Consider the following 25,189-nt stretch of genomic DNA (forward strand, 5'->3'; position numbering starts at 1 on the left):
CATAAATATGCTGTAAATAAAGTTAATTTAATCAGCCAAATTATAAGCATTTCAGTTGCTAAATTCTTTCCAAATAAAGTAAATAAAGCCAGATACAGTGCTGTACCTTTATGCAGTTGAAATAAAATTATAGCATAATGAAAATAGTATTAATTGGAGCAGGATTTGCCGGATTGAAAATTGCACGTACCCTAAATAATCAAAAAAATATTGAAGTTTGGTTATTGGACAAATATAATTATCATCAGTTTCAGCCTCTTTTTTACCAAGTGGCAACTGCCGGGTTAGATGCCAGCAACATTTCATTCCCTTTACGAAAGGTGTTTCAAAACAGTAAAAATATTCATATACGTATGGCGAATGTGCAAAGCGTGGATGTTCATTTAAAAGAAGTACATACGGATATTGGCAATTTTCAATATGATAAACTGATTATTGCAACGGGAGCTGATACCAATTTCTTTGGTAATACCAAAATTCAGGAAGCTGCATTAGCAATGAAAAGTACAGCAGAAGCCTTGCAGTTGCGCCACCGTTTTTTACACAATTTAGAAGAGGCATTGCAGATTACAGACAGAGAAGCACTAATGAAATTGTTAACCATTGTAGTAGTAGGGGGCGGACCAACGGGGGTGGAGTTATGTGGTGCTTTAGCAGAAATGCGAAATATTATTTTACCCAAAGATTATCCGGAACTTGACTTTTCATTAATGCAAATTTATTTGATAGAGCATAACCAACATACATTGGCTTCAATGTCGGAAAAAAGCAAAATTCAATCTGAGCAATATTTAAAGCAATTGGGTGTAGAAGTTATAACAGGTGTTTCTGTTGATGATTATGATGGGGAAGTGGTTAAATTAAGTAACGGACATACCATTGCGTCCAATACATTAATTTGGGCTGCAGGCATTAAAGGGAATGTGCCAAAAGGACTCGATGAAAGTTTAGTAGTGAAAGGCAACAGGCTAAAAGTAAATCGCTTTAATGAAGTGTTGGGTGTACCGGATGTGTATGCTGTAGGTGATGTAGCCTATATGGAAACACCTTTATATCCGCATGGACATCCACAGGTTGCCAATGTGGCTATAACACAAGGGTTTCGTTTAGCATTAAATTTACTGCATCCCGGTAAAGCTGTTCCTTACGAATACCATGACAAAGGAAGCATGGCTACCGTTGGAAGAAATTTAGCGGTAGTTGATATTCCAAAGCCCAAATTACATTTTGGTGGTTTTTTAGCATGGCTGGTTTGGATGGGGCTTCATTTGTTTTTATTGGTTGGCGTAAAAAACAGAATACAAGTATTCATTAACTGGATTTATAATTATTTTACCAAAGACCCTAATTTACGCTTAATTTTCAGGGAATTTTATAAACCTAAAAAGAATGTATTAACCAATGTCGACAATTGAACTGCCAATTCAAATTCAACTTCTGTATCAACTTCCTGAAATAAAATCAATAGAAGTATTATCCGGTGGTTTAATTAACTATACTTATAAAATAACTACTGTAGAACAAGAATATATTTTTCAAAAAATTAATACAAATGTTTTTCCTCAACCTGAAAAAATTGATGAAAATTTACGCTTGTTAGCACAGTTTTTTCATGATTATTTCCCGCAATACTTATTCGTTGCTCCAATAGCAACTATTCAGCAAAAAACCATAATTGAAATTGAAGGAAATTACTACCGATTGTTTCCATTCATTAAAGGCACACATACCAATTCAATATTACTTTCTTCAAATGAAGCTTATGAAGCTGCCAAACAATTTGGTCAATTCACGGCTTTGTTGGCAACATTTCCGGTGAACAAATGCCATGTTTCAATACCTTTTTTTCATCATCTTTCATTTCGTTATTGGCAGATGCAACTAGCATGGCAAAACGCAAATACAGCTAAAAAAAAGGCAGCAACAGCTTTAATGCAAAAAGTGGTTGATAATTATAAAATTGTACAACAGTTTAATGATTTCATTCATAAAAACAACTGTATACAACGTGTAATGCATCATGATGCTAAAATATCGAATGTTTTGTTGAATGAAAGGAATGAAGGTGTTGCTGTTATTGATTTTGATACCACAATGCCCGGTTATTTTTTTAGCGATATGGGCGATATGATGCGCACCTATTTATGTCCGGTTAGCGAAGAAGAAACCGATTTTTCATTAATTGAAGTGAGAAAAGAATATTGGCAAGCTATATATGAGGGTTATTTAGAGCATATGGATGTTGTTTTAACGTCTTTTGAAAAAGAACATTTAATGTATTCCGGGCAAATTATTACCTACATGCAGGCCTTACGTTTCTTAACCGATTATTTGCAAAACAATCAATATTACGCTTGTGCTTATCCCGAACAAAATTTAAATAGAGCAATTAATCAGTTTCATTTGTTAGAAAAAATGCAACTGCAAAGTTTTATTTTTTAATCTTATCCGCTCTATATATTATTTTATCTGCATAACTTAGTTCACAAAATTTTTATCTTTGCAAAAAAATTGTTATGCCTTCATTTGATATTGCCAGTAAAGTTGATCTTCAAGCATTAGACAATACCATTAATACCGTTAAAAAAGAAATTCAAGGCAGATTTGACTTTAAAGATTCGCCTGTTGTTATTGAATTAAATAAAAAAGACTTTACTTTAATGCTTGAGGTTGAAAGTGAAATGAAAATGAAGCAGGTGATAGATATTTTAATAAGTCGTGGAATGAAGCAGGGCATACCTGCTAATGCATTTGATTTTGATAAAGATGCATACCCAAGTGGTAAAGTAATGAAGAAAGAAGTGATTGTAAAAAATGGCTTAAAACAAGATGTTGCTAAAAAAATTGTGAAAGCTATTAAAGACAGCGGTTTAAAAGTACAACCTTCAATAATGGATACCATTGTAAGGGTAACCGGCAAAAAAATTGACGATTTACAAGCTGTTATTAAACTCTGTAAGGAGACCGATTTCGGGGTTCCTTTGCAATTTGAAAACATGAAATCGTAACATTTATACAATTTTTGCTTCTTTTTAATTGGGGAATCAGAATAAAATAAATGGTCCAGCGGATACTAAATGAATCGTTTTTTTGGTTAAAATGCTTTGAACCCTTATTTTTGCACCCTCAAAAAATTTAATAATCGTACGGCTGAACCGTACAACCTAAATCATTCAGTATGAAGAAAGGTATCCATCCCGAAAATTACCGTTTAGTGGTATTTAAAGATATGAGTAACGGGTACTCATTTTTAAGTCGTTCAACTGCCGCTTCTAAAGAAACCATACAATGGGAAGATGGCAATGAATATCCTTTAATTAAATTAGAAATTTCTAATACTTCACATCCGTTTTATACCGGAAAGAATGTATTGGTTGATACTGCAGGACGTATTGATAAATTCAATAAACGTTATGCAAAGAAAAACTAATTTACACGTGAGAATAGAGCAAGAACCCGGTCTGTTAATGACTGGGTTTTTTGTTTTATATTATTGAAATTAATTTTTATTACAACCAACTATTTTTTAAAATAGCTGTTTTTCAGTTATAATTAAAACAGTTGCATAAATTTAAATAGGTATGAAATTAGATATTTTAGCTTTTGGTGTGCACCCCGATGATGTAGAACTAGGTTGTTCCGGAACAATAATGGCTGCTATTGCTGAAGGGAAAAAAGTTGGCGTGGTAGATTTAACGCAAGGCGAATTAGGTACACGTGGTACTGCTGAAACACGTAAAAAAGAAGCTGCCGATGCTGCCCAAATTATGGGCATTACTATTAGAGAGAACTTAGCTATGGCTGACGGATTTTTTACAAATGATGAAGCACATTTACGTAAAGTAATTACCGTAATTAGAAAATACCAACCGGAAATTATTCTATGTAACGCCCCAGAAGATAGACATCCTGACCATGGCCGCAGTGCAAAATTAGTTGCTGATGCTGCTTTTTTATCAGGTTTAAGAAAAATTGAAACGCAATTTGAAGGAAATAATCAAGAAAAATGGCGTCCTGCTTATGTATTTCATTACATACAAGACCGATTTATACAACCTTCCTTTGTTATTGATATTTCGGCATATATGTCAAAAAAAATTGAAGCAGTTTTGGCATACAGCACTCAATTCTATACTCCCGAAGTACAATTAAATGAACCTCAAACCTATATTTCCTCACCTCAATTTTTAGAAACGGTGAAAGCCCGTGCCATGATGTTGGGTAAACGCATTGGTGTAGAATATGCCGAAGGATTTATTTCTGAAAAGGTATTGGGTATTCGTTCATTTGATGCTATTATACAAAATGTTACCTAAGTTTTAAGTAACTTTTAAAAATATAGTGTGATTTATAATATTAATTTAAGTATAATTTTTGTTTAATGATGTTTAATTTGCAAGGCAATTTCATTAAACAAATTGAATGAAGTTTCGTAGCAAGTTAACAGTTCCAACTCTCGTTTTTTTTTCTATTATCATCATAACTATAATTATTAGTTTTTTTCTTCACATAAATAATAATTATCAATTAAAGAATGAAGAGAAAAATGTTTCATCTGAGATATTAATAAAAATTTCGTTGCTTAAGGAAATTTTAATTAATATAAATAATTCAAATAATAACTATTCTTTTTTCAAAAATATAAAAGTTGAAAAAAAATACTTTAATCCTATTTTAGAGTTTCAAAAAATAAATTTAGAAAAAACTGATAGTCTTCTTAAAATTTTTACAATTACTGAACTTGATTCTTTTGAAAGAAATAATTATAATAAAATTAATTATTATAAAATAAAATATAATGTTATACGTAATGATATATTGAGGAATATATTTAATAATAAAAAAAACTCACCACTATTCAATATAAACTTGGATAATAAATGCGAATTTTATTTTAAGAGAATTGTAAACTATATTGACCAACTTATCATATACGAAAATGAAAAATTAAATAGGGCACTGCTTGTAATTCGTGATTCATTTTCTATTTACTTTGATATATATATTATAATATTAATAATTATATTAATTATTTTGGGTTTTTTATTTTATCGAATTATACTAAACCTTGAAGCAGCTCTTTCTGAGGCAGAAATTAATGAAATAAAATATAAAAATCTATTTTCATTTAGTCCAGTTCCTAAAATAATTTATAACCTTAAATCTTTTAAAATTCTTAAGTGTAATCAGGCTGCGCTAAATTTATTTGGATATTCGGAATCAGAAATGTATCAAATGAAAATTCTTGATTTAGTTCAAGAGGAAGTTCAGAATACTGCAATTAATATTTTAATTGATTTAAACTTGAATAAAAACTTAAACAACTCTGCAAGAATTAAATTACAAACAAAGGACGGGAAAAAATTATTAGTAGAGTGTAATAGTATGTATATTCGGTTTGCTAATATTGACGCAAGAATTGTATCAATTGTTGATTTGACCGATCTGTATGAATTTGATAATAAGCTTTCAAAAGCAATTTTTGAAACACAAGAAAAAGAAAGATTTGAAATTGGTGCTGAGCTACACGATAATGCAAATCAGCTACTTACGGCCGCTTTAATTGATTTATCTTCTATAGTTAAGTATGAGCAGGTATCAAAAATAAATTCGGTTAAAAATCACATTACTGAAGTAATAAAAATTAATAGAAATTTATCACATAAATTAGCTCTGCCTTTATTGAATAGAGATAATTTTTATGAGCAAATATTGAATCTAATTTCTTCTTATAATCAATTATATAAAATTAAATTTGTTTATTCTTTATCAGAGAATTATTACTTATCCGATTTACTAATTACACACTTATATAGGATCATTCAAGAACAATTAGTGAACATAAAAAAATACTCAAAAGCAACTACTGTTGAGATTTCTTTACATAATGAGGAGGGGTTTTTGATACTTTTTACTTCGGACAATGGTATTGGTTTTGAACTAGATAAAATCAAAAATGGTATTGGGTTACTTAATATGCAAAAAAGGGTATCCCTATTTTTAGGTGAACTTAATATTAATACAGCCCCGGATAAAGGATGCGCAATTGAAATTAAAATCCCCTCTGAATCTAAACCATCAAATTGAAATTTTTATGTTTTTATTTTTAAATATTATTAATGTTATTAATAATAAATGCAATTAAATCATCCAATGCTATCCCTGCCATTTCGCATGCTTCTAATATTTCATGGCGTGATACATTAGCAGCAAACGATTTTTCTTTGAATCGTTTCTTTACACCTTTTACATCCATTCCTTCATATCCATTGGGGCGCATTAATGAATATGCATGAATTAAGCCGGATAATTCATCAAAGGCATATAACATTTTATCCATTTTAGTTTCCGGTTGTACGCCAAAATGTGCCGGACCATGTGATGCTATTGCATGAATAATTTCCGGATCAATATTGCGCTGCTCTAATTCTTCAATAATTTTTTTGCAATGTAATTCAGGCCACTGATCCCAATCTGCATCGTGCAGTAAACCTGCCATTTCCCATTTCCAACATTCTTCTTCAGATAAATTTTCTTTTTCTTTGGCCCAGCACTTCATTAAATGTGCTACCTGCAACATGTGTAATTGTAATTTCGGGTTTAATACCCATTGCTGCATTAATTCCATTGCAGCTTGTTTGCTTAATACATTATTCTTATTGGCAATATTCCCAAATACACTTCTTCCTATTTGTAACGACATAATTTTTTTTGAATAAAGATACAGGTTTGAATTTTTATTAAATGCACTTTTGTTAATGAACAATGCTTACATTTAATCTTCACATTTATATTTTTTTAAAATGCCTGCCATTAAAACAGTTATTACCGGAACAGGATGCTATATTCCTGAATTAATTAAGTTGAATAAAGACTTTTACATTAATCAATTTTACGATGAAAACAGTAAGCCTATTGCCTTGCCATCGACCGAAATTGCAGAAAAATTTAAAAATATTACCGGCATTGAAGCCAGACGTTATGCGCCTGGTAATATGAATAATGTTGACATGGCCATTGCTGCTGCAAATGCAGCTATTGAAGATGCCGGAATAGATAAAGAATCAATAGACCAAATAATTTTAGCACATAATTTTGGTAATGTTATCCAACATACCATTCAAACCGATACCATGCCTGCGCTTGCATCGCGAGTAAAGCATGGTTTACAAATACGAAATCCTCTTTGTGTTCCTTATGACATTGTATTCGGTTGTCCCGGTTGGTTACAAGGTGTAATACAAGCGCATGCTTTTATACAAGCAGGTGTTGCTAAAAACTGTTTAGTAATAGGTACAGAAACCTTATCACGAGTTATTGACGTATATGATAGAGATAGCATGATTTTTTCTGATGGAGCCGGTGCTTGTGTGGTAAGTGCAAAAGAAACCAATGAAGAAGTTGGGATTCTATCATATAGTGTATTATCGCATGCTTTAGAAGAGTTAGATTATTTGTACATGGGTAAATCTTATTTTCCTGAAGCTGACCCTCGCATCCGCTATATTAAAATGAAAGGAAGAAAAGTATATGAGTATGCCATGCGTTATGTTCCTGAAGCCATGAAAGCTTGCTTAGATAAAAGCGGAATTCCTATTGAACAACTAAAAATGATTTTTTTACACCAGGCCAATGAAAAAATGGATGAAGGAATTGTGAAAAAAATGTATGAATTGTATGGTATTCAAAAAGTTCCAGCTAACGTTTTACCCATGAGTATTCATACCTTAGGCAACAGTTCTGTAGCCACTATTCCCACTTTGCTCGATTGGGTTAGAAAAAGTTTAGTACCCGAACATCATTTGCAAACAGGCGATATTATTTTATTTGCATCGGTAGGTGCCGGCATGAATATTAATGCCGTTACTTATAAACTGTAATGGTATATGAAAAATTTATTTATTTTATTTCTGTTTTTTATAGGTTTATATGCCTGCTCGCGTAATCCTTATTATGCCAGTAATAAAAGTTATAAAAAGCAAGCTGCTGCTTGGGCAAAGCAAATAAAAGCATTACCTGAAGTTCCTATTTCCGATAGCATACAACAACCACCTTATTTTGTGGGTACCACAAATTTTAATTTACGTAAACCCAATTACGTTATTATACACCATACAGCACAAAATGGTTGCCCTATTACCTTAAAAACTTTTACGCGTCCGGCTTCTCAAGTAAGTGCACATTACGTAATTTGTAAAGATGGCACAGTATATCACATGTTAAACGATTATTTTAGGGCTTGGCAGGCAGGTGTTAGCAGTTGGGGTAACGATAAAGATGTAAATTCATCATCCATTGGAATTGAACTGGATAACAATGGTTTTGAAGCTTTCCCTGAAGCACAAATAAATAGCTTGCTCAGTTTGTTGCATCGATTAAAACAAAACTACCGAATACCCACAGCCAATTTTATTGGTCATGGTGATATTGCACCTACTCGAAAAAATGATCCCAATTATCGCTTCCCATGGCAATTATTAGCCAATCAAGGTTTTGGATATTGGTTTGACACTGACATAAAAGATACCTTACCTGCTTCATTTAATACACTGGCTGCTTTGCGTATTATTGGGTATGATGTGAAAGATAGTTCCGCAGCAATTATTGCCTTTAAACGCCATTTTTTGCAGGATACAACACCGGGAATGAATATGGATGCCCGTTTAATTCTGTATAATTTACAAAAGAAATATATGTAGCACACTCCTTTAAAAAATTTACATACTAGAATTTGATGTTACTAACACTTGTTAGCTTAAATTTGCCGTATTAAACATTACAATTATGGATTTTAAATTGAGTGAAGAGCATTTAATGATTCAAAAAGCAGCCCGCGATTTTGCTAAAAATACATGTTTGCCGGGTGTTATTGAAAGAGATGAACACCAAAAATTTCCAAAAGAACAAGTGGAGCAATTAGCAGATTTGGGTTTCATGGGTATGATGGTTAAACCCGAATATGGTGGGGCAGGGATGGATACCATTAGTTATGTTTTAGCAATGGAAGAAATTAGCAAAGTAGATGCCAGTACCAGTGTTTGTATGAGTGTAAATAACAGCTTGGTATGTTATGGATTACAGGAATTTGGAACTGAAGAGCAAAAGAAAAAATATTTAACCCCCTTGGCGCAAGGTAAAAAAGATGGTCAACTATATATTGGTGCTTTTTTGTTAAGTGAACCCGAGGCTGGAAGTGATGCAACATCACAAAAAACAACAGCTGAGGATATGGGTGATTATTATTTGTTAAATGGAACCAAGAATTGGATTACCAATGGTTCAAGTGCAAGTGTTTATTTGGTTATTGCACAAACCCATCCTGAAAAAGGTTCTCATGGTATTAATGCTTTTATTGTAGAAAAAAATTGGCCTGGAGTAACCGTAGGTGCTAAAGAAAATAAATTAGGCATTAGAGGAAGTGATACACATAGTATATTATTTAATGATGTAAAAGTGCCTAAAGCCAACAGAATTGGTGAAGATGGATTTGGTTTTAAGTTTGCCATGAAAACTTTATCCGGCGGTAGAATTGGCATTGCTGCTCAAGCATTAGGTATTGCAAGTGGCGCTTATGAATTGGCATTAGCTTATTCAAAACAGCGTAAAGCATTTGGCCAAGAAATAGCTAAACACCAAGCCATCCAATTTAAGTTGGCAGATATGGCTACCCGTATTGATGCGGCAAGATTATTGTGTTTAAAAGCTGCATGGGAAAAAGACCATGGAATGAATTACGATTTAAGTAGTTCTATGGCTAAGGTATATGCCAGCGAAACAGCTATGTGGGTTACTGTTGAAGCCGTACAAATACATGGCGGTTATGGATATGTAAAAGAATACCATGTTGAACGGTTAATGCGTGATGCCAAAATTACTCAAATCTATGAAGGAACCAGTGAGGTACAACGTATTGTGATAAGCCGGAATATTTTAAAATAAAACTTTTAAAGCCGGCAGTTGTTGTTGTTTATTTTTTATAACTGCCATGCCATTCAAAAAGTTAGTATTTATTTTGTTTTTATGCAGCCATTTTTCTTACAGATTAATGGCTGCTTCTGTTGATACAATTTCCGTTAATACTTTATTGCAAATACTGGCACAGCAACAAGTATTCACCAATAATGAATTTACTAAAGGTACATTTCCAAGTTTTAGAACTTATCATTTTAATGCTGCTAAACCTGATGATAATATATTTTTTACTGCACTTATAGTTTTTACGTTAAGAGAACTTTATCCAAATTTTAATGCTGATGATAAAGTTTTGGTCGATTCAATCATTCAAAATGCTTTGCCTGCTTTTAAAAAATTTAAAAATGCAACTGGTAGAAATACTTATAATTTCTGGTCCACAAATCCAACTATTGTTTTTCCAAATGGCGGTTGGCTTAATTTAATGAATACTTCCATGGCATTACCGGATGATATGGATGATACAGCTATTAGTTTAATGGCTTTGAATACCGATAGTGCAGATGTACAAAAGGTACATTTATTAATGCAACAGTATGTTAACTTAAGAAACGGTAAGAAAAATCGTTCAGCACCAAAAATATTGCGTAGTTATCCCACCTATTCAACTTGGTTTGGTGATAAAATGCCAATTGATTTTGATATATGTGTACTAAGTAACATTCTATACCTGACGTATAAGTATAATTTGCCTGTTTCAAAAGCTGATACTGCTGCAATTAATTTAATTAAAGCTTGTATTGCCCATCACTATTTGCAAACCAAATCTGCAATGATTGCCCCACATTATCAACGATTACCCATCATATTATACCACTTATCTCGTTTAATGTCATTACCAAATTTTCATGGGTTAGATAATGAACGAAAGGTGTTAATTAATATGACGCATCAATTGTTGAATCAGTCTTCCACCCAATATTTCGATAAAATAATTTTATCGACAGCTTTATTAAAATGGCATGAATATCCTTTGAATAATACAATAATTCATACTCAAAGCTTTTCTGATTTCTTTTTCAATAATGATTTTGTTTTTTTCAAAGCTACCATGGGTTCAATTTTGCCCAGTGTATTTAAGAATTTATTTACTTCATTGCAAATTGGTGTGTTTAATTATTATTCGTCAAGCTATAATATTGTATTGTTAATGGAATACTTGCTTTTGCATCAGCAGAATACAATTTCCGCTCCTTAATTTTGTACTATGGCAGTTGATATCAATACCTATCATTTAATTCAACAAGCATTACAACCAACTCATACAACCTTAGTTGCAGTTAGTAAAACCAAACCTATTGAAGATATTTTGACGCTGTACCGGTTGGGGCAAAGAGATTTTGGTGAAAATTATGTGCAAGAATTAATGGAAAAACAACCCCAATTACCCACTGATATACGTTGGCATTTTATAGGGCATTTGCAAAAAAATAAAGTGAAATATATTGCCCCGTTTGTACACTTAATACATAGTGTGGACAGTTTAACATTGTTGGCAGAAATTAATAAACATGCCCAAAAAAATAATCGGAAAATAGATTGTTTATTGGAAGTGTTTATTGCCAATGAAACAACCAAGTTTGGATTAAATGATGAAGAATTATTTGAAATTATGTCGGTTATTAATGATAATGCTGACTATCAATACATACAAATTCGCGGTTTAATGGGTATGGCTAGTTTTACCAATGATGAAAAACAGATACAAAAGGAGTTTCAATATTTACACCAACTGTATGAAACCTGCCAAATTCAATTTCCTTACTTCACTCAATTTAATATTCTATCAATGGGTATGAGTAGTGATTATCGTTTAGCCATTGCTAATGGTAGCAATATGGTACGCATAGGCAGTTTATTGTTTGGGGCTCGTTCATAAATAATGCTATTTATAAAACAACGGTTCAAAGTTTTTTCTTTGAACCGTTGTTCATTACTTATAAAGTTTTAATGGGATGCATTTTGGCGTATTGAAATACTATTTGGCAAAATGCTTTTACACCAACAGTTAGCATACTATCATCTATATAAAAATCAGGTGTATGATGAGGGGGGGCTTTGGCCGGATCCATTCCTTTGGGCATACCGCCTAAAAAGAAAAAGAATGCAGGTGCTTTATCGCCATAAAATGAAAAATCTTCCGCACCTGTAGTCCAATCCATTGTAGATACATTATCTTTTCCTGCAGCCAACTCTAGAGCAGGTAAAGTTTCTTTAACCAATTCGGGATTGTTGTAAGTAACTTCAGTTTTCGTATCTATGCTAACCGTAGCATTAGCACCGGAAGCTTCTGCAATTTTTTCGGCAGTGCGCTTCATTCTTTCATGCACATCTTGTTGCATCTTACTATCTAAAGTTCTGATAGTTCCTTCCATAGTAAGCGTTTCAGGAATAATATTACTGCGAACACCGCTGTTTATTTTTCCAACGGTAATTACAACGGGGGCCTTGGTTAATTCTTCCTGACGGCTAACAATAGTTTGAAAGCCTTGAATGATTTGTGCAGCAATTACAATAGGGTCAATACCACTCCACGGTTGAGAGCCATGTGATGATTTACCGTTTACTTTAACCGTAAACCAGTCGCTTGATGCCATGGTTGCACCGGATTTGTATTTTATTTTTCCAATTTCTGTTTGTGAATTAATGTGCAAACCAAAAATGGCATCTACTTTTGGATTGTTCATTACACCGTCTTTTATCATTAAAGGAGCGCCACCTTCCTCATTATCAGGGGTACCTTCTTCAGCAGGTTGAAAAATAAATTTAACGGTACCGGGTAGTACATTTTTCATTTTTGATAATACGGTAGCAGTACCCATTAAAATAGCAATATGTGAGTCGTGCCCACAAGCATGCATTACCCCTACTTTTTTCCCTTCATATTCGCCGGTAACTTTACTGGCAAAAGGTAATTGTACACGTTCAACTACCGGCAGTGCATCAATATCGGCTCTTAACGCAACAACGGGACCGGGCTTACTTCCTTTTAATATTGCTACAACACCTGTTTTTGCCACGGGATATTGAACTTCTAAACCTAATTTTTTTAAATAGGCTGCTATATAAGCCCCGGTATTGTACTCACGGTTTGACAATTCGGGAAATTGATGAAAATGTCTTCTCCAGGCAATTACCGAATCGTTTACCGCATTGCTGTAGGTATTAATAATGTTGGTTTCATTTTGTGCAAATAGCCATGATGGCAGTAGCAGCAATAATAAAAATTTAGTCCATCTCATAGTTTGCAGTTTTGGTTTATTGGTAAAAAAAATAATCATTTACTTCCTTGTAAATAAATATGGATCATATTCAACAAAATCGCTCGCTTTAATAGAAATACCGGTTACCATATTGTTTTTTGTTAAAAATGATGTTGTAAAAATGCCAAATGCCGGATTTGAATAGGTTAACAACCATTCATCATTATCTAAATATTGTAAGGTTGCAGTTAAATTGTTATGGCTATTGAATTGTACGTGTAAAGTGCCTTGTGTATTGGGTTGGGCAGTTATGGTAATGGTACCGTATAATTTATTTTCAAAGGTGCCTGTGTACATTTTTATAGGTAACGGTGGTGCATTGTCTTTGAATCTTTCTTTCCAGGCAGTAATTTTCTTAATTTCATATTCTTGTTCATCTTTAAAACCGGGTAAAGCTATATTGCTTAGGTTTTCATAGGGCACATTTAAATAGGCATTTAATATTTGATACCGTAATAATTCATAAAACTCTTGGTTATCCTGATTGGTTAATATAGTAATGCCTAAATTTAATTCAGGTACAAAGCAAGTATTGGTAACAAATCCAAATGCGCCACCCGTATGCCAGAACACTTGTTTACCATGATAATCGGTTTCAAAAATACCCAGGCCGTAGCCACTAAAATGGGAATCACCTCTTTTGCTACTTGAAATAATAGTAGCCATTTCTCTTGTAGTACGCAATACTTCCCAAGGTACAATTTGTTTACCCTGGTATTTGCCACTGTCTAATTGCATGGTGAGCCATTTTGCTAAATCGGCAACACAACTTACCAAACTTCCCGCAGGTGCTAAATTATCCACCTGATCAAAGGGAATGGCAGTTAATTTTCCTGTAAATGCCGTAGTATAAGGTGTAGCAACATTAGGCATACTAGACATATTGTACCCTAATGTATGGGTATGTGTCATTCCTAAGGGTTGAATGAGGCTATCATACACATAAACTTCCCAAGGTTTTCCGGTAACTTTTGGAATAATTTCGCCGGCTGTTAAAAAACAACTATTGCAATACCCGTAATCTTGTCTAAATGTGCCGCTCGGTTTAAGATAGCGCATTTTGTACATAATTTGTTGGCGAGAATTTTTACTGTCCCAAAATGAAAAATCACCCTGAAAAGTTTTAGTACCCAAATGATGCGATAGCATATCGCGAATAGTGACCATTTTTGTTACGGCAGTGTCATACAATTGAAAATCGGGGAAATATTTAATGATTTTATCGTTTAATGAAAGTTTATGATCATATGCCAATTGTGATAATGCGGTTGCAGTAAATAATTTTGAGTTACTGGCAATCATAAATAAGGTATTTTCATTTACGGGTTCATTGGTAGTTGTATTTGCTACTCCATAACCCTTCATTACCACAGTTTTCCCATCTTTTATTATGGCAATGGATAATCCCGGAATATTCCAGTTATGCATTCCGTTTATAATATAATTGTTTAAGCTATCTTTTATGAATGTGGGTTGTGCCTGAAGAATGGATAAACTAAAAACTAATACACATCCTGACAAAATCAATTTCAATTGGTGCATAAATCACTTTTATTGTTGAAAGTTACTACAATGTGCTTATAAAGCAGTGATTGAAAAACAAATAAATTTTTCTTAAAAGCTTAGTGTTTTAAAAAAGAATTGGTGTTACAGTATAGCCAGCCCGGCGTAACAAATTAATAAGTCCTTCTGCACCTCCTAAATGGCCCGCACCAACTGCAACAAAGCAAGCAGTGTTTTTCATTCTATTCATTAATATTTGCAGCCAGTTTTTATTGCGTTGTATAACCAAATCATTTTCATATTGCAATAAATTATCTTCACTTTTTAAACTTTGTTGCAGGCTGTCGATATTCATTCGTTGGTACATTTCAACCATTTTTTTTAATTCGTTTTGTGATTGATTGAAATGCAGCAAAGTTGTTTGAAGCATTTTTGCTTGTTGCTCGTAAGGAATTTTATCTAATATTTTGAATTGATAATCGGCTGTTTCTAAACCCGATATGGGTTTTTTAAATTTTTCTGCAATATTTTGAAGCATGGTTTCAAGTGAAATTGGATTACAACCCATTAATGAAGGATATAAGAAAGAGGTAACTAAAATGGGTTTGTAGTATTGAAAGAAATTCAGGTTCATTTTGGTTTTTTCTAGGAATATAGTATTCATGGAGTCATAGGCAGTTGGTGCAATAAATTGCTGCAGTGATTGATGGTTTTGCATGGTCATTTGTTGCAGCATATTATTAAATAGGGAAGGATCATTGAGTTTAATTTCAAAATAAACGGTATCTACTTGTTGTATTAAGGAATTAATGGTATCGGGAATTTGAAATTGATTAGGGCACAATAAATGAAATGTACCAAAAATATAAGTGTTGTTTTTTATTTTATTACCTGAAACTCGCCATAATAAAGATGATGTTTGTTGAGCTTCAATAAAATTAAAGTTTAAAAAAAGTAATGAAACAATTATATTGATTTTATACAATAATCGCATTTTTCAAAAAAATATTATTCATAATAAAAAGCCGCTTCATGAAGATAAGAAGCGGCTTTTACATTTTAGCTATTTAATGTGAATGATTATTGGTTTTCATTCTTTTGTGATTCATCATGGTTTGCTGATCGATGTTTCTTATCTACATTTCTATAAGCCCAGCCGAATATAAGTGGGAATACCCATAATGAGAAAATCATGGCACATAAAATACCGCCAATAACAACCCTCGCCAGTGGTCTTGAACTTTCAGAACCAATACCATGCGAAATGGCTGCAGGCAACAAACCTATGGCAGCCATTAAGGCCGTCATCATTACCGGACGAATACGTGAGTTTACGCCCAATTTAATAGAGGTATATAAAGTATTAGATGCCCCCTTAATGGTTTCAAGATTATGTTTGAATACGGTTATAAGCAATACACCATCTTGGATACATATACCGAACAAAGCTATGAAGCCAATACCGGCTGAAATACTGAAGTTAGTGCCTGTTATAAATAAGGCAGCTATACCACCAACTATGGCAAAGGGTACATTTAAGAATACAAGTGCTGCATCTTTTAGGTTACCAAACATAGTAAACAGTAACAAGAAAATTAAAGCTAAGCTTATTGGCACTACTTGTGCTAGACGATTTTCTGCTCTCTTCTGATTTTCAAAATCGCCTTGCCATGCCATTGTATAGCCGCGTTTTAAGTGTACAACGGCATCCACTTTACGTTGAGCTTCTGCAATGGTACTACCCATATCTCTTCCGCGAATTGAAAATTTTAATGCCGAGTAACGTTGGTTATCATCACGGAAAATTAAACACGGACCTGTTTTTTGAGTAATGGTGGCAATTTCCTTTATTGGAACTTTAGAACCACTTTGTGTAGGAACCAACAAATTACCAATGTCTTCGGGTGTTTTTCTAAAATCTTCGGGAAGGCGAATTCTAATATCAAAAGTTTTAATGCCTTCATATAGTGTGGATGCTGCAACGCCGCCAATAGCCATGGCAACAACTGCATTTGCATCGGCAGTAGCTACACCATACATAGCCATTTTGTCCTGATTTAAATTTACATCTAATTCAGGTTGACCAATATTGTGTATAACCCCTAAATCAGTTATACCGCGTACGTCTTTTAAAATGTTGTACACTTCTTGAATTTTGCCTTCCATGTAATTCAATGAATCGCCATATACTTTAACACTAATGGAACCTTTCACGCCCGAAACAGCTTCTTCCACGTTATCCATGATAGGCTGGGAAAAGTTTAGATCAACACCCGGAATATTTTCGAGTGCTTTATTCATTTTCTCTATTAATTCTTCTTTACTAATACGAGGTTTCCAGGAATCTTCGGGGTATAACATTACCGAAAATTCATTATTGTAAAAACCCGCTACATCGGTACCATCATCCGGGCGTCCTGTTTGCGAAACGGCATACTTTACTTGTGGAAATCCCATTAAAATTTTGCGTACCTGTGCTGCTATTTCTACTGACTTGTTAAGCGATATACTGTAAGGTGTTTGTACCCTTAACCAAATTGAGCCTTCGTCTAATTCAGGTAAAAATTCGGACCCCAAATATTTAAAAGAATAAAGTCCGGCTGCCATAATGATTAAGGCTATAGGTACCACTATTTTTCTTCTTTTATAAGCCCCTGAAAATCCTTTCAGCATAAAGCCAGTTAAAGTTGCTACAAAAGGATTGTGTTTTTCGTGTACATTCTTTTTTAATAGAATGCTGATTAATACAGGTACTAAGGTTAGAGTGGTAATTAATGCACCCAGTAAAGCAAAGCCAAGGGTGTAAGCCAATGGTGAAAACATTTTACCTTCTACTTTTTGGAAAGCGAAAATGGGTAATAGGCCTGTTATGATAATTACTTTGGCAAAGAAAATAGCTTTTCCGAGTTGAGCACCATTTTTTCTAATTAAGCCCAGTTTAGCAATTTTATTAAATCGCTCCATGCCCAAGTCACGTGCTTTGTGATCGAGCACAACAAACATTCCTTCCACCATCACCACCGCGCCATCTATTATAATACCAAAGTCAACAGCACCTAATGATAATAAGTTTGCACTCATACCCATTAAGCGAAGACAAATGAATGCAAATAAAAGGGCCATGGGAATAATAATGGAAACAATTAGTGTGGTGCGCCAATTAAACATGAATAGCGAAACCAGTAGGGTCACTAACAAAATACCTTCTACTAAATTATGTAAAACAGTATGCGTTGCATAGTTAATTAAATCTGTTCTATCATAGTAGGGAACAATTTGTGTGTCGGCCGGCAAAATATAGCTGTTCAGCTTATCAATTTTGCTTTTAATAGCATTTAAAACTTTAGTTGGGTTTTCGCCTTTTCGCATTAGTATAATTGCTTCTACCACATCGGGCTCATCGGTTACTACACGTTGTCCATCTTTATTCACTAATCCGTTTGAACGAGCTACCCATCCAAGTCTTGGCAAATTTGAAATTTCAACATTGGCTACATCTTTTACCAATACAGGTACACCATTAATGTTCTGAACAATAATATTTTTAATTTCATTAATATCGTTCAATAAACCAATACCTCTTACTACGAATGCTTGGTTGTTTTGAATAATTACATCACCTCCAATATTGATGTTTGTTTTTTGAACTGCCGTAAATACATCAAGCGGTGTAATACCTAAGTTGGTTAATTTTTCAGGATTTACTTGTATTTCGTAGGTTTTAGTTTTACCTCCGAAACTTACAATGTCACCAACACCGGGAACGGAGCGCAATTGACGATCAATTACCCAGTCTTGCATGGTTTTTAATTCCCTAACATCTCTTACATTACTTTTTAAAGTGTAGCGATAAATTTCACCTGTTGGACCGGTAGGGGGCTGCACACTTGGAGTAACACCGTTAGGAAGATTAGCATTACCTAAAAGGTTCATTACTTGCTGACGGGCCTGAGGGTCTTTTACATTGTCTTCAAAAATTAACTTTACGTAAGAAAGACCAAAGATGGTTGTGGAACGAAGGCTAACTTTATCTTGTACCGGGTTCATAGCCAATTCAATGGGAATGGTTACAAACTTTTCAACTTCTTCAGCACTTCTTCCCGGCCATTGGGTTATAATACTTATTTCGGTATTGGTTACATCGGGAAAGGCTTCAATTGGCATATTTTTAAAAGTAATTATGCCCACAATGATCATTGCCACCGATGCAAGTATTATGAAAAATTTATTTTTAAGCGAAAAACCGATAACGCTTTTTAATACTTTTATCATTGCTATGGTTTGTAATAATTTTAAACTAATTGTTTAGTGTGTCATAAATTAAAATGGCTTGCGATGCAATAATTTGATCGCCAACATTAATGCCTGAAGCAATATAAGTTTTGTCGCCAATGGTATTTATTACTTCTACCGGTGTTATAACGGCTTTGCCATTTCCTTCATACTTTAAAACATAATAGCGGCTGTTATCGAAAACCAAAGCCTTAGATGATATGCAAATTGATTGCTTGTTTTCTTTATTAGTAACCAAAATGCTGGCAAACATTTGTGGTTTTAATGCATAATCATTATTCGGTAGTACCACTCTAACTTTCATTACTTTGTTAGTAGGGTCTAATACATTCATCATTTTATCTATTCTTCCCTTAAATACTCTGTTAGGGTATGAAATAGTTGTAACATCAACCGGGTCGCCCAAATGAATTTTGCTAATATTCGATTCGTACACATTAGCATAAATCCACACATCTTTTAAGTCGGAAATGGTAAATAAATTGTTGCCATTATCGGTACGAATAGCGGTATTGTTGGTAATATTTTTTTGAACAATAAAGCCGCTGATGGGTGCTTTTATAATGTAGTTACCTTGTGTATTGTTACTGTTGATTTTTAAAATACGTTCAATCATTTCTAATTGTGCAACAGCTTGTTGGTAATTGGCTTCTGCGTTATTTACATCAAGTGAAGATGCAAGGCCACTTTTAAATAAATCACGTTGGGCATCTAAATTCTTTTTGGCTACCGCTAAGTTGGTTTGGGCATTTACTAAACTATTACTATAGCCGGCCATTTCGCTACTTTTAATAACAGCCAGCACCTGACCCTTCTCAACATAATCACCTAATTGTACTTTTATGTCTTCAACATTTCCACTAACTAACGGATATATATTGACTTGTTTGTCCTGATTAAAATCAACCATACCTGTTAAAGTTATTGCATCAACTAAAGGACAGGTTTTTACGGTATCAATTCTTAACGTTTTTAATAATGAATCTGGAATAACATATTGTTGTCTTTCCTCTTTTTTTTCAGCGGCTTCATTACATGCAGTTAAGCTAAAAAAACTTATAGCAATTAAAAATGCTGCCGGAATACATTTTTTAAGCATAATATTTTTCATATTTAATTTGATTCAGGGTTTAAAAAAGTGATGTGCCGGTAAAATAATTTAAATCTTCAAAAGCACTTATGCGGTTAAATTTTATGGCATTTATTTGCAAAGTGTTTTGTTTGTAAGCATCATAAAAATCCAAAAAATCCAGTAGGCTTATGTTTCTTTTTTTGTAGTTGTTTAAAACTTCATCTTTTAATCTGTCAAAATCCTTTCCAAATGAGGGATCTATTTTTTGGTATAATGCAGTGTTATCATATGCCTTTTGTAAGGCTCGGTATATTTGCTCTTCAATACTTGCCTCAGTGCTTTTTTGAGTTGTAGCATTATAATCAATCATTGATTTTGCAGACTTTATATTGCCTTGATTTCGATTAAAAATGGGTACATCAATACCGAATCCGATACTATTAAAGTTATTGATGTAGTTGCCTTGTTGGTCGTAACCCAACTGCAAGGTTAAATCGGGAACGGCTAAGGCTTTCTGTAAATCGTAATTTTGCTTACTCATATCGGTATAAGCCTTGGCAATTTTTAAATCCGTACGTGCTTGATAAGCAGAATCAATTAATGTAGCTAACGGATATTTATTCGGTGTAATTTTTGCCAGTTCCGCTTCATTAATTTCCGGTAGAATAAAATTGTCTTTTATTTGCAACACCAGGCGTAGTTCACTCTCCGTATCATTTATTTGATTGATTAAATCATTATACTCGCTTTGTAAACTGTAAAGCTGTGCTTTTATACGCACAACTTCTTTTTCAGCAATATAGCCTTTTGATTGTTGCTCTTCGAAAGCGGTAACTACTTGTTGTAAAGCATTAATTTCTTGTTGATATACTTTTGATGATTGAGTAAGGTAATAAATGTTATAAAAGTCGGTACGTAAAGTATAACGCAAAGTGCGCATTAAATCGTAAAACTGGTATTCGGCTAATTTAGCATTGGTTTCAGCCAGCTTAATTTGTTTGTTCCGTTTACCTGCCAGTATTATCATTTGTGATAGTGTGGCTTGTATTTCACCTTCTGAACCAAACGGCAATATTTTTTTTGATACGGGCTGTATCATCATTTGAGAAATATTGATGTTTGGGTTCGGATACAACTTGGCTTGTATTATTAATGCTTTTTGTGCATCTATATTATAGCGTTGTGCCAGTAATAATAAATTGTTTCTAAGAAAAATGTTTTCTGCGCTGTCAATGGTTAAATGAATGGTATCACTAACCGGTGGTCGCCATTGTGCCATTGCTATTCCAAAACTGAATATTGAAATAGCTAATAAAACTCCTTGTTTAAGTTTTAGCATAAAAAAATGTGATATTCAATGAATAAATTATATGGGTTAAAATACAACTCAAATTGAATATTTTAACCAAAAATCCTAATTAAATCCGAAAAAAATAAGGTTATGCAACCTTGGGAGGGGGAGGAATAATTTCTTTAATAACCATTAAAGAATAAAATTCGTTTTTGTTATTGTAGGGAGTATTTTGAATAATATAGTGATTGGGTACAAGTTTAAATGGGACTTGCTGACATATTTTAACATCGAAGTGTTTAATGTTTTGCGATTCTTTGGCATTGTGTTTACTGTATTCCGGGAAGGCATCTTTATTACCCAAAATAATTTCATCAAAGTATTCTACAACAGAGTTTAAATAGTTAAAATCGCTAATGGTATTTCTGTGTTTATGTGGATGGAAATCAATGGTGTCCATGCTGAAATTCAAGACCTGTAAAGCAACCAAAAGAAGAAGAAGTTTTGTTGCAAAATCTTTAATTCTATTTTTCATTAATCCAATCACAAGTACAAATGTAAAATTTATATGGCCAGGGTATTGGAATAATCTGAATTTCATGCTGTTTTAACTTAGTGATAACAAAAATAAAAAACTGTTGCAAATTTTGGTATGCAACAGTTTTTATTTTAAAATGAAATTTTATTGGTTATTTTTTTTCAGATGAATCGCCCAATGGTTTGTCTTTGGCCATATCAACCAAAATTGGTGCAGCCACAAATATAGACGAGTAGGTACCGGTAATTACACCAATTAACATGGCAAATGAGAATCCACGAGTTACTTCACCACCAAATATGAATAATATTAACAATGTTAAGAATACTGTTAGAGAAGTCATAATGGTACGACTCAATGTATCATTAATTGATTTGTTAATGATGGCACCTTTTGATGCACCTTTCATTAAGTGGCTATTTTCCCTAATTCTATCAAATACAATTACAGTATCATTCATTGAAAAACCAATTACGGTTAGAATGGCCGCAATAAAATGCTGATCAATTTCTAATGGGAAAGGTACAATCTTCCTAAAGAAAGAGAATACAGCTAAGGTTACACATACGTCGTGCATTAACGAGAATATAGTACCCAATGAATAACGCCAATCTCTGAATCGAATGAATATGTACAAGCAAATGATAATTACAGCAATAATTGTTGCCTTTTTAGCACCGGCTTTCAGTTCATCTGAAATGGAAGGCTGCACTGTTTGTGAACTTTGTTTGAACTTCTTATCAAAATCATAATAAGTAGTTCCTTCGGGCAAGTAATTCTTTAAACCCTCATAAATAGTGTGTTCAACAACAGAATCGGTATTTGGCTTTGTATCCTTAATTAAATAAGCAGTGGTAATGTTTAACTGATTATTGGTGCCCACTGTTTTAATAATGGGCAATTCACCGCCCAATACAGGTCTTAGAGCATCAGCTAATTGTTGCTGATTTACTGCTTTTTCGAATTTTATAGTATAACTTCTACCACCTTCAAATTCAACACCTTCATCAAAACCATTGAAATAGGACCCTATACCTAAAGCAAATACAATTGCTGAAATAACATAGGTAATTTTTCTATATTCAATAAACTTGAATGCAGAGTGTTTAAATATTTTTCTTGAAATACCGGTGAAATAATTAAAGTGCCTTTTTCTGGTCATGTAAATATCTGTAATCATTCTTGACACCAGAATACCACAGAATAATGACAATAAGATACCTATAATTTGGGTAGTTGCAAAGCCCAATACAGGACCCAAACCAAAGTAAGCAAGTATAATTGCGGTTAACAAAGTAGTAACGTGCGCATCCAATACCGGTGCTAATGAACGTTTATAACCATCATTAATTGCATTTTGGTAGCTTTTACCTTTTGTAAGCTCTTCTTTAATTCTTTCAAAAATAATTACGTTCGTATCTACCGCCATACCAACGGTTAGTACTAAACCTGCAATACCGGCTGCTGTTAAAGTGAAGCCTAATGCGCTTAAAATACCTATTGTGAATAATAGGTTTAAAATTAAAGCAATGTTGGCTACCCATCCACCGGTGTTGTAATAAATTAGCATTAAAGCAAATATTACTAAGAAGGAGATGAAGAAAGCTAATGCCCCACCTTTAATTGCAGCAGAACCTAAGGTAGGACCAACAATTTGTTCCTGTACAATTTTAGCAGGAGCAGTTAATTTACCACTGGTTAAAATTTCAGCTAAGTCTTGTGCTTCTTTAACTGTATAGTTTCCTGAAATTTGTGAGTTTCCGGTAGTTATGGCATCATTTACATTGGGGGCGGAATAAACAAAGTTATCCAACACAATGGCAATGGGTTTATCAATATTTCTGGCAGTCATTTTCGCCCAAATATTTGTACCCACATTATCCATTGACATACTAATTACCACACGACCTCTTTCATCATTATCTTGACGTGCATTGGTAACATGTTCGCCTTCTAATTCTGCTTGGCCATTATCTAATGTTTTAATGGCATATAAATTCAAGAAGTTTTTAGCCTTGGGGTCATTGCCGGCATTATCAGGTTTACCGTACATAAATACAAGGTTGGGCGGGAATTTGCTTTTCACAATATCCATGCGCATGTATTTATTAAAGGTGCTGGTATCCTTTACTTGAATCATGGCAATAACACCGGGATATACCACTTTTCCGGCAGCATTACGATAGGGTTGAGGGCCGGGCAATAATAATCTTCTTAATGGATTTTCATTGTTTTTAAATGTAGTAGAATCATTAACTGCACTGTTTTTATTTTCACTGCCTGTTAATTGTGATAGGGTAGCTGTTTTGGTAGTATCAGTATTTTGAACCGCTGTGCTGGTAGCCGTTGGTTTTTGTGTTTTGGAAGTATCGGTAGCTTTTATACCATTCAAATAATCTTGCAATGCTTTATCTGCATTGATTAAACCATTCACTAGTTCGGGGCTTTCAGCGGTATATACTTCAAAAAACTGAAGGTTTGCGGTTGATTGCAAGTAATTTCTTACTCTTTCAGGATCAGTTATACCGGCCAATTCAACATTGATAATTCCTTTAGCGGGATCGGGATTGATATTGGGTGATGATACACCAAATTTATCTATACGTGTTCTTAAAACCCGTAATGTATTGTTGAAAGCGGAAGTAGCTTGTTCTCTCAAGTAATTAATTACATCATCGTTTGATGTGTTGTATTTTAATTTTCCATTGCTTCTGGCAACGAAATAAGGAGCCAATTGAACATTGGGATTAATTTTTTTGAACTCATCAACAAACAGGGTAATTAAATCGGCCCCGCTATTGGCTTTTTTGTTAACGGCAGCCTCTAAAGCCTGATTGAATTGCGGGTCTTTGGTGTAATCGGCTAACGACTTAATTAATGCATCTAATTGCACTTCCAAAGTAACACTCATTCCACCTTGTAAGTCTAATCCGAGTAGTAACTCTTTATCTTTTGCACTACGATAAGTTGTTAAACCAAAGGGACCAATTTTAAAATCTTGAGTACTATCGATTAATCTTTTGTACTCTGCTTCTTTCAATTGCTTTAAAGTGTCGGCATATAAATCGCGTAAAGTAGGATTGTTGGCATACTTTACCATAGGAGATGGGAAGGCCTGTATGTATTTTTCGGCCTTGGCTTCCATAGCACTTTCATGACTTTTTACAATCCATGTAAAAGACAGCTGATAAATACAAATTAGAATAAGAGCAATCGTAAAAAATCGCACTAAACCTTTCAGTTGCATACTAGTAAGG

At 33.6% G+C, this 25,189-nt stretch carries 20 protein-coding genes; 11 read left to right on the top strand and 9 right to left on the bottom strand.

Translation table 11 applies throughout. The annotated features are described in order from the left end of the window. The first annotated feature begins 137 nt into the window (after window positions 1–137). The 6 genes from LX80_RS01425 to LX80_RS01450 all read left to right on the top strand — a co-directional run bounded on the left by LX80_RS01425 (window position 138) and on the right by LX80_RS01450 (window position 6,087). On the top strand, window positions 138–1,415 hold the full coding sequence (locus LX80_RS01425; protein ID WP_111293248.1) for an NAD(P)/FAD-dependent oxidoreductase: 1,278 nt from the start codon (window positions 138–140) through the stop codon (window positions 1,413–1,415). Next, complete coding sequence (locus tag LX80_RS01430) at window positions 1,402–2,442, top strand: phosphotransferase enzyme family protein (protein ID WP_111293249.1); 1,041 nt, start codon at window positions 1,402–1,404, stop codon at window positions 2,440–2,442. The genes LX80_RS01425 and LX80_RS01430 overlap by 14 nt, the downstream gene beginning before the upstream one ends. A 74-nt stretch (window positions 2,443–2,516) precedes the next feature. Beyond that, on the top strand, window positions 2,517–3,008 hold the full coding sequence (locus tag LX80_RS01435; protein ID WP_111293250.1) for a YajQ family cyclic di-GMP-binding protein: 492 nt from the start codon (window positions 2,517–2,519) through the stop codon (window positions 3,006–3,008). A gap of 170 nt (window positions 3,009–3,178) precedes the next feature. Continuing rightward, on the top strand, window positions 3,179–3,430 hold the full coding sequence (locus tag LX80_RS01440; RefSeq protein WP_111293251.1) for a type B 50S ribosomal protein L31: 252 nt from the start codon (window positions 3,179–3,181) through the stop codon (window positions 3,428–3,430). Window positions 3,431–3,581: 151 nt separating this feature from the next. Next, a complete protein-coding gene (bshB1, locus tag LX80_RS01445) occupies window positions 3,582–4,316 on the top strand; it encodes a bacillithiol biosynthesis deacetylase BshB1 (RefSeq protein ID WP_211307670.1) in 735 nt (244 codons plus the stop codon). Between the two features lie 106 nt (window positions 4,317–4,422). Continuing rightward, complete coding sequence (locus LX80_RS01450; RefSeq protein WP_111293253.1) at window positions 4,423–6,087, top strand: PAS domain-containing sensor histidine kinase; 1,665 nt, start codon at window positions 4,423–4,425, stop codon at window positions 6,085–6,087. Window positions 6,088–6,106: 19 nt separating this feature from the next. On the opposite strand, the gene LX80_RS01455 is transcribed toward LX80_RS01450, so the two are convergent. After that, window positions 6,107–6,703, bottom strand: coding sequence for an HD domain-containing protein (locus tag LX80_RS01455; RefSeq protein ID WP_111293536.1), 597 nt, complete (start codon window positions 6,701–6,703; stop codon window positions 6,107–6,109). Between the two features lie 100 nt (window positions 6,704–6,803). Between LX80_RS01455 and LX80_RS01460 the strand changes: the two genes are divergently transcribed. From LX80_RS01460 to LX80_RS01480, 5 genes are all read left to right on the top strand, one after another. Further along, window positions 6,804–7,880 carry a 3-oxoacyl-ACP synthase III family protein gene (locus LX80_RS01460; RefSeq protein ID WP_111293254.1) on the top strand — a complete coding sequence of 359 codons (1,077 nt, stop codon included), beginning with the start codon at window positions 6,804–6,806 and terminating at the stop codon, window positions 7,878–7,880. Window positions 7,881–7,886: 6 nt separating this feature from the next. After that, on the top strand, window positions 7,887–8,699 hold the full coding sequence (locus LX80_RS01465; protein WP_111293255.1) for an N-acetylmuramoyl-L-alanine amidase: 813 nt from the start codon (window positions 7,887–7,889) through the stop codon (window positions 8,697–8,699). An 85-nt stretch (window positions 8,700–8,784) separates the two neighbouring features. Further along, window positions 8,785–9,939: an acyl-CoA dehydrogenase gene (locus LX80_RS01470; RefSeq protein ID WP_111293256.1), complete on the top strand. Its 1,155-nt coding sequence runs from the start codon at window positions 8,785–8,787 to the stop codon at window positions 9,937–9,939. Window positions 9,940–9,985: 46 nt separating this feature from the next. Beyond that, window positions 9,986–11,170, top strand: coding sequence for a hypothetical protein (locus LX80_RS01475; RefSeq protein ID WP_146250352.1), 1,185 nt, complete (start codon window positions 9,986–9,988; stop codon window positions 11,168–11,170). 9 nt (window positions 11,171–11,179) lie between these two features. After that, a complete protein-coding gene (locus LX80_RS01480) occupies window positions 11,180–11,851 on the top strand; it encodes a YggS family pyridoxal phosphate-dependent enzyme (RefSeq protein WP_111293258.1) in 672 nt (223 codons plus the stop codon). Between the two features lie 58 nt (window positions 11,852–11,909). Here the strand turns inward: LX80_RS01480 and LX80_RS01485 are convergent, their stop codons facing one another. From LX80_RS01485 to secDF, 8 genes are all read right to left on the bottom strand, one after another. Then, complete coding sequence (locus tag LX80_RS01485) at window positions 11,910–13,214, bottom strand: amidohydrolase (RefSeq protein ID WP_111293537.1); 1,305 nt, start codon at window positions 13,212–13,214, stop codon at window positions 11,910–11,912. 39 nt (window positions 13,215–13,253) lie between these two features. Then, window positions 13,254–14,777: a serine hydrolase gene (locus LX80_RS01490; protein ID WP_111293259.1), complete on the bottom strand. Its 1,524-nt coding sequence runs from the start codon at window positions 14,775–14,777 to the stop codon at window positions 13,254–13,256. Window positions 14,778–14,865: 88 nt separating this feature from the next. Next, window positions 14,866–15,732: a TraB/GumN family protein gene (locus LX80_RS01495; RefSeq protein ID WP_111293260.1), complete on the bottom strand. Its 867-nt coding sequence runs from the start codon at window positions 15,730–15,732 to the stop codon at window positions 14,866–14,868. A gap of 86 nt (window positions 15,733–15,818) precedes the next feature. Continuing rightward, window positions 15,819–19,010, bottom strand: a complete 3,192-nt coding sequence (locus LX80_RS01500; protein ID WP_111293261.1) for an efflux RND transporter permease subunit — start codon at window positions 19,008–19,010, stop codon at window positions 15,819–15,821. Window positions 19,011–19,035: 25 nt separating this feature from the next. Further along, window positions 19,036–20,142: an efflux RND transporter periplasmic adaptor subunit gene (locus LX80_RS01505; protein ID WP_111293262.1), complete on the bottom strand. Its 1,107-nt coding sequence runs from the start codon at window positions 20,140–20,142 to the stop codon at window positions 19,036–19,038. A gap of 19 nt (window positions 20,143–20,161) precedes the next feature. Beyond that, complete coding sequence (locus LX80_RS01510) at window positions 20,162–21,442, bottom strand: TolC family protein (protein ID WP_111293263.1); 1,281 nt, start codon at window positions 21,440–21,442, stop codon at window positions 20,162–20,164. Between the two features lie 100 nt (window positions 21,443–21,542). Beyond that, entirely contained in the window at window positions 21,543–21,854 is a 312-nt protein-coding gene (locus tag LX80_RS01515; RefSeq protein ID WP_146250353.1) for a hypothetical protein, read from the bottom strand. 229 nt (window positions 21,855–22,083) lie between these two features. Continuing rightward, complete coding sequence (secDF, locus tag LX80_RS01520) at window positions 22,084–25,179, bottom strand: protein translocase subunit SecDF (protein ID WP_111293265.1); 3,096 nt, start codon at window positions 25,177–25,179, stop codon at window positions 22,084–22,086. Window positions 25,180–25,189 lie beyond the last annotated feature (10 nt).

It is taken from the genome of Hydrotalea sandarakina (genome assembly GCF_003254115.1).
Lineage (GTDB): Bacteria > Bacteroidota > Bacteroidia > Chitinophagales > Chitinophagaceae > Hydrotalea > Hydrotalea sandarakina.

Coding starts and splice junctions, on each gene's coding strand:
- LX80_RS01515 (WP_146250353.1), bottom strand. CDS start 21,854: ATGGACACCATTGATTTCCATCCACATAAACACAGAAATACCATTAGC.
- LX80_RS01455 (WP_111293536.1), bottom strand. CDS start 6,703: ATGTCGTTACAAATAGGAAGAAGTGTATTTGGGAATATTGCCAATAAG.
- LX80_RS01425 (WP_111293248.1), top strand. CDS start 138: ATGAAAATAGTATTAATTGGAGCAGGATTTGCCGGATTGAAAATTGCA.
- LX80_RS01505 (WP_111293262.1), bottom strand. CDS start 20,142: ATGAAAAATATTATGCTTAAAAAATGTATTCCGGCAGCATTTTTAATT.
- LX80_RS01470 (WP_111293256.1), top strand. CDS start 8,785: ATGGATTTTAAATTGAGTGAAGAGCATTTAATGATTCAAAAAGCAGCC.
- LX80_RS01485 (WP_111293537.1), bottom strand. CDS start 13,214: ATGAGATGGACTAAATTTTTATTATTGCTGCTACTGCCATCATGGCTA.
- LX80_RS01435 (WP_111293250.1), top strand. CDS start 2,517: ATGCCTTCATTTGATATTGCCAGTAAAGTTGATCTTCAAGCATTAGAC.
- LX80_RS01490 (WP_111293259.1), bottom strand. CDS start 14,777: ATGCACCAATTGAAATTGATTTTGTCAGGATGTGTATTAGTTTTTAGT.
- LX80_RS01510 (WP_111293263.1), bottom strand. CDS start 21,442: ATGCTAAAACTTAAACAAGGAGTTTTATTAGCTATTTCAATATTCAGT.
- secDF (WP_111293265.1), bottom strand. CDS start 25,179: ATGCAACTGAAAGGTTTAGTGCGATTTTTTACGATTGCTCTTATTCTA.
- LX80_RS01460 (WP_111293254.1), top strand. CDS start 6,804: ATGCCTGCCATTAAAACAGTTATTACCGGAACAGGATGCTATATTCCT.
- LX80_RS01465 (WP_111293255.1), top strand. CDS start 7,887: ATGAAAAATTTATTTATTTTATTTCTGTTTTTTATAGGTTTATATGCC.
- LX80_RS01500 (WP_111293261.1), bottom strand. CDS start 19,010: ATGATAAAAGTATTAAAAAGCGTTATCGGTTTTTCGCTTAAAAATAAA.
- LX80_RS01475 (WP_146250352.1), top strand. CDS start 9,986: ATGCCATTCAAAAAGTTAGTATTTATTTTGTTTTTATGCAGCCATTTT.
- LX80_RS01495 (WP_111293260.1), bottom strand. CDS start 15,732: ATGCGATTATTGTATAAAATCAATATAATTGTTTCATTACTTTTTTTA.
- LX80_RS01450 (WP_111293253.1), top strand. CDS start 4,423: ATGAAGTTTCGTAGCAAGTTAACAGTTCCAACTCTCGTTTTTTTTTCT.
- LX80_RS01440 (WP_111293251.1), top strand. CDS start 3,179: ATGAAGAAAGGTATCCATCCCGAAAATTACCGTTTAGTGGTATTTAAA.
- LX80_RS01430 (WP_111293249.1), top strand. CDS start 1,402: ATGTCGACAATTGAACTGCCAATTCAAATTCAACTTCTGTATCAACTT.
- LX80_RS01480 (WP_111293258.1), top strand. CDS start 11,180: ATGGCAGTTGATATCAATACCTATCATTTAATTCAACAAGCATTACAA.
- bshB1 (WP_211307670.1), top strand. CDS start 3,582: ATGAAATTAGATATTTTAGCTTTTGGTGTGCACCCCGATGATGTAGAA.